This is a genomic window from Lentzea sp. NPDC059081 (genome assembly GCF_042738015.1).
GTDB lineage: Bacteria > Actinomycetota > Actinomycetes > Mycobacteriales > Pseudonocardiaceae > Lentzea.
In genome coordinates, this window is record NZ_JBHYGW010000009.1 from 134,493 (window position 1) to 148,026 (window position 13,534).

12 protein-coding genes are annotated in these 13,534 nt (G+C 72.9%); 10 read left to right on the plus strand and 2 right to left on the minus strand.

The genetic code is table 11. The features are described 5' to 3' along the window. The first annotated feature begins 35 nt into the window (after positions 1-35). From ACFWV3_RS21740 to ACFWV3_RS21780, 9 genes are all read left to right on the plus strand, one after another. Positions 36-1,259 carry an alpha/beta hydrolase family protein gene (locus ACFWV3_RS21740; RefSeq protein WP_382413226.1) on the plus strand — a complete coding sequence of 408 codons (1,224 nt, stop codon included), beginning with the start codon at positions 36-38 and terminating at the stop codon, positions 1,257-1,259. Between the two features lie 77 nt (positions 1,260-1,336). Beyond that, complete coding sequence (locus ACFWV3_RS21745) at positions 1,337-2,065, plus strand: response regulator transcription factor (RefSeq protein ID WP_382413227.1); 729 nt, start codon at positions 1,337-1,339, stop codon at positions 2,063-2,065. A 47-nt stretch (positions 2,066-2,112) separates the two neighbouring features. Next, positions 2,113-3,453 (plus strand): sensor histidine kinase, encoded by a 1,341-nt coding sequence (locus tag ACFWV3_RS21750; RefSeq protein WP_382413228.1) that lies wholly within the window; start codon positions 2,113-2,115, stop codon positions 3,451-3,453. A gap of 61 nt (positions 3,454-3,514) precedes the next feature. Then, positions 3,515-4,183, plus strand: coding sequence for a DUF3159 domain-containing protein (locus ACFWV3_RS21755; RefSeq protein WP_382413229.1), 669 nt, complete (start codon positions 3,515-3,517; stop codon positions 4,181-4,183). Positions 4,184-4,287: 104 nt separating this feature from the next. After that, positions 4,288-4,560 (plus strand): hypothetical protein, encoded by a 273-nt coding sequence (locus ACFWV3_RS21760; RefSeq protein ID WP_382413230.1) that lies wholly within the window; start codon positions 4,288-4,290, stop codon positions 4,558-4,560. 23 nt (positions 4,561-4,583) lie between these two features. After that, a complete protein-coding gene (locus ACFWV3_RS21765) occupies positions 4,584-5,624 on the plus strand; it encodes a nuclear transport factor 2 family protein (protein ID WP_382413231.1) in 1,041 nt (346 codons plus the stop codon). 82 nt (positions 5,625-5,706) lie between these two features. Further along, the gene (locus ACFWV3_RS21770; protein ID WP_382413232.1) at positions 5,707-7,593 is read left to right on the plus strand and encodes a cytochrome c oxidase assembly protein; all 1,887 of its coding nucleotides are present in this window, start codon (positions 5,707-5,709) and stop codon (positions 7,591-7,593) included. 7 nt (positions 7,594-7,600) lie between these two features. Beyond that, positions 7,601-9,817: a heavy metal translocating P-type ATPase gene (locus ACFWV3_RS21775; protein WP_382413233.1), complete on the plus strand. Its 2,217-nt coding sequence runs from the start codon at positions 7,601-7,603 to the stop codon at positions 9,815-9,817. A gap of 30 nt (positions 9,818-9,847) precedes the next feature. Further along, entirely contained in the window at positions 9,848-10,021 is a 174-nt protein-coding gene (locus ACFWV3_RS21780) for a hypothetical protein (protein WP_382413234.1), read from the plus strand. 40 nt (positions 10,022-10,061) lie between these two features. Here ACFWV3_RS21780 and ACFWV3_RS21785 read toward each other — a convergent pair whose 3' ends face one another. Together ACFWV3_RS21785 and ACFWV3_RS21790 are read right to left on the minus strand one after the other, a co-directional pair. Continuing rightward, complete coding sequence (locus tag ACFWV3_RS21785) at positions 10,062-10,541, minus strand: hypothetical protein (protein ID WP_382413235.1); 480 nt, start codon at positions 10,539-10,541, stop codon at positions 10,062-10,064. Positions 10,542-10,712: 171 nt separating this feature from the next. Continuing rightward, entirely contained in the window at positions 10,713-11,672 is a 960-nt protein-coding gene (locus ACFWV3_RS21790; protein ID WP_382413236.1) for an ArsR/SmtB family transcription factor, read from the minus strand. 148 nt (positions 11,673-11,820) lie between these two features. Here ACFWV3_RS21790 and ACFWV3_RS21795 point away from each other — a divergent pair, with 148 nt between their 5' ends. Continuing rightward, positions 11,821-13,533, plus strand: a complete 1,713-nt coding sequence (locus ACFWV3_RS21795) for a BTAD domain-containing putative transcriptional regulator (protein ID WP_382413237.1) — start codon at positions 11,821-11,823, stop codon at positions 13,531-13,533. The last annotated feature ends 1 nt before the right edge of the window (position 13,534 follow it).

A 13,534-nucleotide genomic window follows, 5' to 3' on the forward strand; every position in this document is an offset into this window, starting at 1 on the left:
GCTAAACGCAGTCCGCAACTGCTTTAGGAGCGCACGTGAAGCCTCTCTTCTTCCCCGACGACACCCAGTTCTGGTTCGAGACGCTGCGGGCGTTCGGGCACAGCGCCTACGGCGGCTCGGACTTCGGCGAGGTCGCGGTCACCAGCGAACGGATCACCGCCGGCGACTACGACAGCTGGCACGACGAGTGGCTCGCCACCGCCGACCGGGTCGCGGCACTGGGACGGGACGCACTCGCCCGTGGGCACCGCGTGAGCGCTCGCGACGCCTTCCTGCGTGCGTCGAACTACTACCGCTCGGCCGAGTTCTTCTTGCACGGCAACCCGTCCGACCCGCGCATCACGCACGCGTACGACGCCTCGGTGGCCTGCTTCCGCGAGGCCGCCGCGCTGTTCACCCCCGCCGTCGAACCCGTCGAGATCCCCTACGAGGGCACCGTCCTGCCCGGCTACCTGTACCGGCCGGGAGGTCCCGGTGTCGCGCGCCCGACGGTGGTGATGTTCAACGGGTTCGACGGCACCGCCGAGGAGATGCACTTCAGCGGTGCCGCGGCGGCGGCCGAACGCGGCTACACGGTGCTGTCGTTCGACGGTCCCGGCCAGCCCGGCACCCGGCACCACCACGGCCTGACGTTCCGGCCGGACTGGGAGAACGTGGTCGGGCCGGTCCTGGACCACGCACTGGGTCTGTCCGAAGTGGACCCGGCCAGGATCGCGCTGCTGGGCAACAGCATGGGCGGCGTGCTCGCGCCGCGGGCCGCCGCCTTCGACGACCGGATCGCCGCCTGCATCGCGATCGACGGCGTGTACGACCTGGGCGACATCACCACCGGCACCCTCTCCCTGGACCGGGCCGAGGCCGAACGACAGCTCCGGGCCGACCACGCGCCCGAGGTCGACGCGGCCCTGGAGTCGGCCATGGCCACGAACCCCATGGTGCGGTGGGCCGTGAGCCACGGCATGTACGTCATGGGCGCCACCAGTCCGCGGGCGTTCGCCGCGAGCTACCTCGACTACCACCTGCGCGACGGCATCGCCGAGAAGATCACCTGCCCCACCCTGGTCTGCTCCGCCGAGGACGACGGCTTCTTCCACGGCCAGCCCGAACGGCTCTACGAACACCTCACCTGTCCCAAGACGCTGATCGAGTTCACCGACGAGCTGGGTGCCGCCGCGCACTGCCACACCGGGGCCCAGCGCCTGGCGTACGCCCGCGTCTACGACTGGCTGGACGACACCTTCGCCGACCCGGCCCGCTGACCCGGACCGCTGCGCGCGTGGCTACCTTGGACCTCGACGGCGTAGCAAGGAAAGGGTCGCGAGGAAAGGACTGCCACGTGCGCTCGGAAGCCCTGGAGTTGCCGCGCGGCGACGGGCAGACCGTGCTCGTCGTCGACGACGATCCCGGAGTGGTCGAGCTGGTGCAGACGACGCTGACCCTGGCGGGCTACGAGGTCGTGACGGCGACGGCGGGCGCCCAGGCGATCCGGGCCCACGCCACCTCGGCGCCCGACGTGGTGATCCTGGACGTGGTGCTGCCGGACATCGACGGCTTCACCGTCTGCCGCGAGCTCCTGTCCAGGGGTTCGCGGGTTCCCGTGCTGTTCCTGACCGCCAGGGACGCGGTGGCGGACCGGGTCACCGGCCTCACCTCCGGGGCGGAGGACTACCTCACCAAACCGTTCAGCGTGCCGGAGCTGCTCGCGCGGGTGCACGTCCTGCTGCGGCGAACCGGGTCGGCCGGCGCGGCGGACCAGGTGCTCCGGCACGCCGACCTGGCGATCGACGAACGCGCCAAGCAGGTGCGGCGCGCCGGGCGGCTCGCCGCGCTGTCCCCCACCGAGTACGCGTTGCTGCGCTACCTCGTGCTCAACGCCGGCCGGGTGGTCTCGAAGGCGCAGATCATGGATCACGTGTGGCAGCACCGGTTCGCCGACGGTGTCGTGGAGAAGCTGGTGTCCCGTCTGCGGTCCAAAGTGGACGCGCAGGGCGACGCGCGGCTGATCCACACGGTGCGCGGGTTCGGGTACTGCCTGCGCGGCGACGCCGACGGAGAACGGCCCTGAGACGCGCGGCCTGGCACCGGTCGCTGCGGACGCGCCTGACCGTCGCGGTGGTCCTGCTGGCGGCGCTGGGCATGGCCGTCGTCAGCGGCGCGACCGCGGTGGCGTTGCCGCTGTACTTCCAGGCCGGTGCGGACGCCCAGCTCACGCGGGTCCGGCAGGCGCTGGAGGACCGGGGCGCCACCGCGACGTCGGTGCTCGACACCGTCCGCACCTCCTCCACCGCGAGCGGCACGCTGTTCGTCCGGGTGGTCGACGAACGCGGAACGACGGTCTCCCAGACCGCGGCGCGGGACCTCGAAGATCGCGTCCTGCCCCCGCCGGACCTGCCCCGGCCGCTGCCCGCGGGGTTCGGTTCGGCACCGACGACGGTCCGGGCCGAGAGTGGAGGCCGCTACCGGGCCGTGTCCCTCAGCTTGGCTGGCAGCGGTTCCCGTGCCGTCCTCGCCCAGAGCCTCGCGCCGTCCAGAGCGGTGATCTTCCGGGTGCTCGGCTTCGAGGGCCTGGTCGTCGTGGTGGCACTGCTCGGCGTGGCGTTGTTCAGCAGGAAGGCGCTGCGCGTCGGGCTTCTTCCCCTGCGCGACATCGCCGCGAGAGCCAACGCGATCGCGTCCGGCGACACCGGGCAGAGCCTGGAGACCGACGCCCGCGACGAGGAGATCGCCGAGCTCGGAGCGGCGCTCAACCGGGCCTTCGACGCGCGGCGCCGGTCCGAGGAGAAGCTGCGCCGGTTCGTCGCCGACGCGTCGCACGAGCTGCGCACGCCGCTGACCCTGATCCAGGGCTGGGCGCAGCTGCACACGCACGGCCTCGCCACGGACCCGGCCGCCGTGGAGCGGGGGATGCGGCGCGTCGAGGCCGAAGCCGCGCGGATGCACCGGATGGTGGAGGACCTGCTCCTGCTGGCCCGGCTCGACCAGGAGCACGCGGCCACGCCGACCGTGGTCGATCTCTCCGCTCTCGTGCGGGACGCTGCGGAGGACGTGCGGGCCCTGCACCCAGGACGGCTGTTCGAGGTAAACGTCCCGGAGCGCCTCTTCGTCGAGGGTGACGAGGACGGGCTGGTGCGAGCCGTCCGGAACCTGCTCGCGAACGCGGTGCAGCACACACCGGACGACGCGGTGGTCGAGGTAGAGGTCCGCAGGGGTGGTGAGGACACCGTGCTGGCCGTGGTGTCCGACTCCGGACCCGGGATGTCACCCGAGTCGGCGGCTCGCGTGTTCGAGCGGTTCTACCGGGGCGAACCCGGCAGGCAGCCCCGCGACGGCGGGTCCGGGCTCGGCCTGAGCATCGTGGCGGCCATCGTCGAGGCCCACGCCGGAACCGTCACCCTCGACTCGGTGCCCGGCCGCGGCACGACCGTCACGATCCGCCTCCCCTCGCTCGCCTGACGAACGGTCAGCACACGGTCAGGTTCACGTCCGGTCGTGGTCAGCCCCGCCGGGTTTGCTCGTGATCGACACCATCACGACGACCACGGGAGCACCCATGCGCGCGGCGGCACCGGCCACGACCAGGAGCGAGCCGGACGCACGGCATCGTGTGAAAGGCGCGGTGTTCGAGATCGCGCCCATCTTCACCTTCACGGCGACCTTCGCGGTCACGCACCGGCTCGCCGTGGCGCTGTCGTTGGCGGTCGCCGCCGGGATCGCGGTGTGCGTGCACCACCTGGTCCGGCGCGAGTCGCTGTGGCGTGCGCTGGCCGCGGTCGCCGTGGTCGGTCTCGGGGGTCTGCTGGCGGTGCGCAGCGGTGAGGCGGCCGACTTCTTCCTGCCCGGCCTGGTGGTCCACGGCGCGGTCGTGACCGTCAACCTCGCGCTGCTGGCCGCCGGGTGGCCGTTGCTGGGGCTCGTCGCGGGGGTGTTCACCGGCGAGGGGACGGCGTGGCGGCGGTGCCGGGTGCGCCGGCGTGCGTACGCCAGGGGAAGCCTCGTCCTGCTCGTCTCCCCGGTGACGCTGATGGCCGCCGGGCTGCCGCTCTACCTGTCCGGCCAGGCCGTCGCCCTCGGTCTGGCCGAGCTGGCCGGGCCGTTCCTCTTCACCCTCGGCCTCTTCGGAGCGTGGCGGGTCTACCGCCGCTCACTGGGCGCCCACGACTGCGCGGCGTCCACAGTGGACTGAGAATCATGGCGAGATCCCGTTGGTTTGTGTCCGGATTGCCAATGGTCGCCGGCACGAAAGATCAGGAACATAACGGCAACGCACTCGACCACGAAAGCAAGGCCATGAACACACGCCAGGCACTGCACGTCATCGGCACCGCCGAGCTCGCCACCCTGCTCCTCATGCTGCTCAACATCGTCACGATCCACCACCCGACGATCAGCGGCATCCTCGGCCCCACCCACGGCATGGCCTACACGGGCGCGTTCATCACCGCGGTGCTGGCCGCGAACGGCCGCAAGCAGGTCTGGCTGCGGGCGCTCGTCCCCGGCATCGGCGGACTCCTGGCCGCGCGCGCCCTCCCGGCGCCGCGCACCCCCGGTGTCCCGAGCTGAGTCGAGAAAGGACGGACGACCGGATGTCGACGACACCCGCGTTCACGTCGTTGCCGGACAGCGACATCGCCACCGCGGCGCTGCGGCTGACCGAGTCGAGACTGCCGGAGTTCGTGGTCGGCCACTGCGTGCGCGGCTTCCTCTTCGGCCGGGAGCTCGCGGCTCGCGACGGGCTCCTGGCCGGTCGTGACTACGACGACGAGCTGCTGTTCCTCTGCAACGTCCTGCACGACCTCGGCCTCGCGGCGGGCGCGGAGGAGAACCCCGACAGGTTCGAGGTGCACGGTGCCGACGAGGCCGTCGCCTTCGCCCGTGCCGCCGGTCTGGCCGAGGACAAGCTGCCCGTCCTGTGGGACGCCGTGGCGCTGCACACGTCGATCGGGATCGCGAACCGCAAGCAGCCCGAGGTGGCGATCACCCAGCTGGGCGCCTCGACGGACGTCGCCGGGGTGGGCCTCGACCGGCTCCCGGCCGATCTCGTCGACGTCGTGCACGAGCTCTACCCGCGGCACGACCTCGGGTACGCCCTGCCGGACCTGATCATCGAGCAGGCGAGGGCGAACCCCGCCAAGGCGGGCCCGCTGACCTACCCCGGCCACCTGCTGAACCTGCACGTGCCGCTCGGGACGAGCTCGTCGTGGTTCGACGTCCTCGCCGGGGCGCCCTGGGGTGACCGGCCGGTCAGCGAGACCTCCCGCGAAGGGGCGGTGAGCCCCGAGGAGCTGGCAGCCGAGTTCAGCCGGCGGCTCGCGAGGGGTGACGTGGACGGCCTGACCGCGTTGTACGACCCGAACGCGATCTTCGTTCCCTCGCCCGGCTCGGTCGCGCGCGGCAGAGACGAGATCCGCGCGGCGTTCGCCGACCTGGTCGGCAGCGGGACGACCGTCGACTTGGAACTGCTGAGCAGCCACGTCAGCGCGGACCAGGCTTTGGTGACGCACAAGGCGACGATCAGGTCGGCCGGCTCGGACCAGGTCGTGGTGACGACGGAAGTGCTGCGACGGCGGGCGGACGGGCGATGGGTGTACCTCGTGGACGATCCGTTCTTCGGCGCGTCGCACTGATCCGGGGGTCTTCTGCGTCACACCTTCGGCGTTCGTCCGGATTTCCGGGAACCGGGCCGGGCTTCTGGCCGACAGCCTGCACATGAGGGTGGACAGGGCCGTCGCGGTCGCGTCGGTCATCTCGATCTCGTGCGTCGTGGCCGTGGTGGTGTGGGCGGGTGACGTGTACGCCGTCCTGGGCGACAGTGACCCGGGCAGGCTCGTGTCGCTCGCGTTCGGCCTCGTGCGCACGGTGGCGAACGCCGCCGCCACCGTCGCCGTCGGAGCCCTCGCGTTCGGGGTGTTCGTCGTACCGGCACCGCCGAAGCGGGCGCAGCTGACCGCGCACGCCTACGCGGCGGTCCGGCTCGGCGCTGGTGCGGCGACGGTCTGGGCGGGCTCCGCCGTCGCGGCGGTCGTGCTGTCGGCCGCCGACGCGTCCGGGCAGCCCGTCGCCGTCGCGGTCGAGCACCTGGGCGGGCTGGTCGCGGCCACCGAGGAGCCGAAAGCGTGGATCTGCTCCGCCGTGGCCGCCGCGCTGGTGGCCGCGGGTGCACGGGCGACCCTGACGTGGACGACCTCGGCGTTGCTGCTCGTCCCGGCGCTGGCCGGGGTGCTCGCGCCGGTCATCGCCGGTCACGTGGGCAACGGCGCGTGGCACGACGTCGCCACCAACGCGATGGTCTGGCACGTTCCGGCGGCGGCGGTGTGGATCGGCGCGCTGGTCGCACTGCGGGGTCATCTCCGGCGGTCGGGCGCGGACGACGTCGTGCTGACGAGGTACTACCGCCTCACGACGTGGTGTGTGGTGGTGCTGGTCCTCAGTGGATCGGTGGCCGGAGTGGTGCTCGTCGGATCGGCGATGTCGTGGAGCGGCTACCTCGTTCTGTTGCTGCTCAAGCTGGTGGCGTGTGCGGCGGTCTTGCTGCTGCGGGCTTTCCTGGGCAGGCGGTGGCCGCTCGGCGTGGAGCTGGCGGCCGTAGGACTGGCAGTCGGAGCGTCGACCGGGCTGACCCACCTCGTCCCCCCGGCGTGGTCGCTCGGCGCGCCCTCACCGCAGGAGACCGTGCTCGGCTTCGACCTGCCGGACCCGCCGTCCGCCGCGGAGCTCCTGCTGGGCTGGCGGTTCGACCTCGTGCTGGGACTGGGTGCCGTCGTGCTGGCGGTGGCCTACGTCGTCGGGGTGCGCGTGCTGCGCCGGCGCGGTGACTCGTGGCCGATCGGCCGGACCGCCGCGTGGCTGCTCGGGTGCGCGGTGGTGCTCGTGGTGACGTCGTCCGGCATCGGCAGGTACGCCTCCGCCATGTTCAGCACGCACATGGTGGCGCACATGTCCCTCACCATGCTGGCACCCGTGCTGCTCGTGCTGGGCGGACCGATCACCTTGGCGCTGCGGGTGCTGCCGGTGGGGCCGCGGCAGTGGGTGACGGCGTTGCTGCACTGCCGTGCCGCGCGGCTGGTGGCGCATCCCGCTCTGGCGGCGACGGTGTTCGTCGGGTCGTACTACGTCCTGTACTTCTCCGGCCTGTTCGGTGCGGCGATGCGGTTCCACTGGGCGCACCAGCTGATGAACGTCCACTTCCTGGTCAGCGGGTACGTGTTCTTCTGGCTCGTCACCGGGGTCGACCGCGCGCCTCGCCCGTTGCCGCACCTCGCCCGGCTCGGGTTGTTGTTCGCGGTCATGCCGTTCCACGCGTTCTTCGGCGTGATCCTGATGAACATGCAGACCGTGATCGCGGAGAACTTCTACCGCACCCTCCGTCTCTCGTGGCTGCCCGACCTCCTCACCGACCAGCGCCTCGGCGGCGGCATCGCCTGGGCCACCGGGGAGATCCCCGTGCTCGTCGTCGTCCTCGCGCTGCTGCACCAGTGGGCGCGGGCGGACCGGCGGGAGGCGGTGCGGTTCGACCGCGCGACCGACACCGGGCACGACGACCGGCTCGCCGCCTACAACGCGATGCTCGCGGAGCTATCCGGAAGGAAGAACTGAAACAGTCATGACCACCGCCACGGAGAGCGCCGTCGAGCTGTCGGTGTCCGGGATGACGTGCGCTGCCTGCGCCACGCGGATCGAACGCAAGCTCAACAAGGTCGACGGCGTGCGCGCCACCGTCAACTACGCGACCGAACGCGCGATTGTCCATCTCCCCCAAGGCATGCACACCGACGACGCCGTCCAGGTCGTCCGCGACGCTGGCTACGACGCCGCGCTCTCCGGGCCCGACCGCGAGCAGACGCGGGACGCCGTCACCGCGTTGCGCCGCCGGCTGGTGGTCGCGGCCGTCCTCGCGATCCCGCTCGGCAACCTGTCGATCAGCCTCGCGCTCGTGCCCGCGCTGCGCTTCGCCGGCTGGGAGGTGCTGTGCCTGCTGCTCGCCCTGCCGGTCGTCACGTACTCGGCCTGGCCGTTCCACCGCGCGGCGCTGCGCAACCTGCGGCACGGCGCGTCGAGCATGGACACCCTGGTCTCGCTGGGGGTGCTCGCGTCGTTCGGCTGGGCCTTGTGGTCGCTCGTGGCCGGGTCGTCGGGCCCCGGCTACTGGCTCGGCTTCGGGGTGACCGCGGAGGGCGCGGACGCCGTCTACCTCGACGTCGCCGCGGGCGTCACGACGTTCCTGCTCGCCGGGCGCTACTTCGAGCTGCGGTCCCGGCGCTCGGCGGCGGGCCTGCTCAGCGCGCTCGCGGGCATCGCCGCGAAGGATGCCAGGGTGCTGCGTGACGGCGTCGAGACGACGGTGCCCGCCGCCAGGGTGCGCGTCGGTGACCTGCTGGTCGTGCGGCCCGGTGAGGCACTTGCCGCCGACGGCGTCGTGACCGCCGGGTACTCCGCGGTCGACACCGCGTCGATGACCGGCGAGCCGGTCCCGGTCGAGGCCGGTCCCGGGGACGCCGTCACCGGTGGCACCGTCAACGGCACCGGAAGGCTGGTCGTGCGGGCGACCGCCGTCGGGGCGAACACGCAGCTGGCGCAGATGCGGGCGCTCGCCGAGCAGGCGGCCGAGCGCAAGGCCGCGGTGCAAAGCCTGGTCGACCGGGTGTGCGCCGTCTTCGTGCCCGTCGTGCTCGTGCTCTCCGCCCTGACGCTCGCCGGGTGGCTCGTCACCGGACACCCCACCCGTGAGGCGTTCACCGCCGCGGTCGCCGTGCTGATCATCGCGTGCCCGTGCGCCCTCGGGCTCGCCACGCCGACGGCCCTGATGGTCGGCGTCGCACGGGCGGCGCAGCTCGGCATCCTGGTCAAGGGACCGCAGGTGCTGGAGGCCACCCGCACCGTCGACACCGTCGTGCTCGACAAGACCGGCACCGTCACCACCGGCCGCATGCGGGTCGACGGCACGGCCTCCTTCTCGGGCGACGTGGACGTCCTGCGGCTGGCGGGCGCGGTCGAGGCGGCGTCCGAGCACCCGATCGGCGTCGCGATCGCCGCCGCGTGCGACGACGTGCCGGCGGTGACCGGGTTCGAGGCGTTGGTCGGCGCGGGAGCACGCGGTGAGGTCGAGGGCGTCCCGATCGTCGTCGGATCCGCCGAGCTCATGGCGCGACTGGACATCGCGGTCCCTGCGGCGGCCACGGTCTGGCTGTCCGGCCTGGGCCCGGCGACCGGAGTACTGGTCGCCTGGGACGGTGCCGTGGTCGGTGGCATCGCCGTGCGCGACACCGTGCGACCGTCGGCACGTGAGGCGATCGTCCGTCTGCATTCCCTCGGCCTGCACACCGTGCTGCTCACCGGCGACCACGAGGCGGCGGCCCGGGCAGTCGCCGCGGAAATCGGTGTCGGCGACGTGATCGCGAACGTCCGTCCGGCGGACAAGGTCGCCGCCGTGGAACGGCTGCGCGCACAGGGACGTCGTGTCGCCATGGTCGGCGACGGCATCAACGACGGCCCCGCCCTCGCTGCCGCGGACCTGGGCATGGCCGTCGCGCACGGCAGCGACATCGCCGCCCAGGCCGCGGACGTCATCCTGGTCCGCGACGACCTCGGCGCCATCCCCGACACGGTCCTGCTCGCCGGCCGCACGCTCGCCACCATCAAGAGCAACCTCGTGTGGGCGTTCGGCTACAACGCCGCCGCACTCCCCCTGGCGGCGCTGGGCCTGCTCAACCCGCTCATCGCGGGCGCCGCCATGTCGCTGTCGTCCGTGCTGGTCGTCGCGAACAGCCTGCGCCTGCGCACCGCGCTCGGGAACCGGAGGTCGCCCGCCACCGACCTGTAGGCGGACACCGAGCCCGGAGGTCGTGAGCGGATGATCGAGAACCTCGCCCTGGCAGGGGCGGACGTGGTCGCGCACACCACAGTGTCTGCGGGCATGTTCGCGATGCTGGTGGCGATGCGCGCCGCCCCGCACCACCACGAGGCGCACGCGACGAGCCGGGCGGGTCTGCCCGCCGTCGTGCCGGGACTCGTGCGGATGCGATGAGCCGGCGCGGATCTGCCGCCGCCGGCTCCGATCGCCTCGATCAGGCGGCCCAGTTCCCGCAGCGCCAGGCGGTGTTGACGAGCCGGACGCAAGACCGGACCCTGTCGTCCGAGCGGTTCTCGACCATGTCCGTCCAGTTGGCTCCCAGCACGCCCGCCCCGACGGTCGCGGTCCGGAAGTCCAACGCGACCCAGTTGCTGTTGAGGAGGCGCTGGGTCTCGACGGCGATCTCGAACGTGAAGCAACACGGATTGGCCGTGAACTCGACCCGCGTCCAGCGTGCGTTGCAGGTACTGCTGGTGCGCACCCACGAGACGTAGCGGACGACTTCCGTGCTCGCCGTTTCCCAGCCCGTGCCGGTCAGGTTGGACGCGCTGGCCGAGCATCCCTGCGCCTGCGGGTCGAGGCCCGCACAGCCAGAGCCGTTGCACGCGGCCTGGGCAGCGCCCTGGCCGCCGACGACGATCCCCGCCACCGCCATGACGACCACGAGCAGCACCCTCGTGATCGCGGTCCTCACACTCGTTCCACTGCGCACTGCACTCCCCTTTGGACGGCGGGATCCTGGTCCCGCTCAACGATTTCGGGCATGGCACAACCGCCCGCGGCCGGTCGGACGGACCGGGCACGGGTGACCTGGGTGAAGAAGGCACGGCCCCGCTCGGCCGGGCGTGCCCGGGCTCCTGGCGGGCTACCGGGCTGAGCCGCGGGTCTCCAGCAGTGCGATTCCCAGCGGTGTCAACGTGTGCAGCATCGCGGGCCCGTCGCGGTGGGTCGTGATCAGCCCCGCCGCGCGCAGCACGGCGGTGTGGCGGCTGGTCGAGGCCAGGGACGCGGAGAGCCGTTTGGCCAGTTGCGTGGTCGTCGCGCCCGCGCGCTCCCCCACCGCGACGAGCACGGCTGCCCGCGTCGGGCCCATCAGCGCGTCGAGACCACCGGGGCGATCCGCGGCCATGCTCTGCCAGCGCAGCGCGGTGTCGATCGGGTGGATCAGCGCCGGCGGCATGGCGGGGTCGGCCAGCGAGAGCGGCAGTCGCTGGCAGAAGAACGACGGCACCAGCAGCAGTCCCCGCCCGTCCAGGTGCAGGTCCCGGTCGACCCCGTACTCGACCTCCAGCACCGGCGGCACCCAGCGCGCCCACGGCAGCGTCGCGAACAGGCCCTCCACCCCCTGCTCGGCCAGCACGCGGGACCGGCGGGCGCGATCGGCGGCCACGGCGGACCGGATCGCGCCGTCGTGCGGGGAGACCACCGCGTGGTGGAACGCCCGCAGCACGGCGGTCACCCCGCGCAGGACGGCCGGCTTGCCCTCGGCCAGCGCCTGGAACCGGGACGGCACCGGCGAGGTCTGCGCCAGGCGGGACAGTTCCGCGCGCAGCCTGGCGCGCGGGGTGGACAGGATCGCCTCCAGCCCCTCCTCCAGGCCGCGGGCGGCCTCGGGCGGGGTCAGGAAGTCCGGGAAGTACGGGCCCTCGGGCGCCAGCACCGACAGCAGCGCCGTGCCCGCGCGCACGTCGGTCGCGGCGGTCGCGAGCAGCGACCGCTTCCACGGCCCGAACGCGGGGTCGGGGTCGGGGAAGTTGAGCCGGAAGGCGCTGTGCACGACCTCCCACAACGGGTCGTTCTCGTCGGCGAGGCGCGTCTTTCCCATGTCTCGCATGGTGAAGTGGATGCGCAACGACGCCATGTGCCCCCCAGCAGGATGTTTCCACGTCAGTGCAAACATCCTTCCCGGCGGTCGCACCCCGTGTCCATGCTGAGCCGCCGCGTTCGGCACTGGAGCACTGGGGGTGTTGCGGGTGGAGATCGTGTTGCTCGGCACGGTGGGAGCCAGATCCGGCGGAGCCGAGGTGGACGTCGGTGTGCGCAGGCACCGGTTCGTGCTGGCGCTGCTGGCACTGGAGGCGAACTCCGCGGTGGCCACCGACCGCATCGTCGACGTGGTGTGGCGCGACGGCCCGCCGCGCTCGGCGAGGCGCATGGTGCACGGGATCGTCAGCGGCCTGCGGTCGGCGCTGACCAGGCACGCCGCGGACGAGGAGGTGCGGCTGGTCAGCGAGGGCGACGGGTACGCGCTGCGGTGCGACCCGCTGCGGGTGGACGCGCACCGCTTCCGGGCACTGCTGCGGCAGGCCCGCGCCACCGCTGACGACGTGCGGCGGATGGTCGCGCTGGACGAGGCGCTGGCCCTGTGGCGCGGACCCGCGCTGGCGGGCATCGCGACCAGCGGGGTGCGGGACGGGCTCTCCCGCGGCCTGGAGGAAGCGCGGCTGGGTGCCGTGGAGGACCGGCTGGAAGCGCGCGGGCGACTGGGCCTGCCCACCGCCGTGGACGAACTGCTGGACCTGCACCGAGCGCATCCGCACCGGCCACGCCTGCTGGAGCACCTGATGTTCGCACTGCACCGGGCCGGACGGACGCCCGAGGCGTTGCAGGTCTACCGGCGGGCACGGGCCTCGCTCGCCAGCGAGCACGGGCTGGACGTCTCCGGCGGCGTCGAGCGGGTGCACCTGGCGATCCTGCGCGGCGAGACCGGGCAACCGCCGGACGCCGCCGTCGCGGTGTCCGGCACGGTGCCCGCGCAGCTGCCGGCCGGCCACACCCGTCTGGTCGGCCGCGACGCGGAGGTGGAGGCGTTGGTGCGCACCGTGTCCGCGGCGCGCGGCGAACTGGTGGTCCGCGCGGTCGACGGAATGGCCGGTGTCGGCAAGACGGCGCTCGCGGTGTGCGCCGCGCACCACCTGAGCCCGCGCTTCCCCGACGGACAGCTGTACCTCGACCTGCACGGCTTCACCTCCGGCAGGACGCCGGTGGCACCGCTGGAAGCCTTGCGGCACCTGCTGGGCTCGTTCGGCGTGGACGTGCCCGGCGACCTCGACCGCGCCGCCGCGCGGTGGCGGAGCCTGGTGGCAGGACGACGGGTGCTCCTGGTGCTGGACAACGCCTCCAGCGACGCGCAGGTGGTCCCGCTGCTGCCGGGCGGGCCGGGGTGCGCGGTGATCCTCACCGGCAGGCAGCGCCTGACCGCGGGCGGGCACGCCGTGCCGCTGTCGCTGGAACCGCTGTGCCCCGAGGCGTCCGACGAGGTGTTCCGGGCCGCCGCCGGTCTGCCCGTGACCTCCCCCGTCGGTGAGGTCACGGCGTTGTGCGGCGGCCTCCCACTGGCCCTGCGCACCGCGGCCGACCGCCTGCGCAATCGTCCCCTGTGGACGGTCGAGGACCTGGCGGCCCTGCTGTCCGACCCCGCGCACGTGGTGGCGGAACTGCGGCTGCTGCACGCTTTCGACTCCTCCCTCGCTGTTCTGGACGTCCACGCGCGCTGTGCGCTCTCGCTGCTGGCCCGGTGCGCGCCCGCCCGGTTCGGCACGGCCGAAGCCGCCGCGCTGCTGGACGTGCCGCCCCGGCGGGCGCACCGGCTGCTGGAGGAGCTGGTGGACCTGCACCTGCTGGTCGCCGGCGGTGTGGACGGCTACTCCTTCCACGACCTGGTGCGCCGGCACGCGGCCTCGTGAC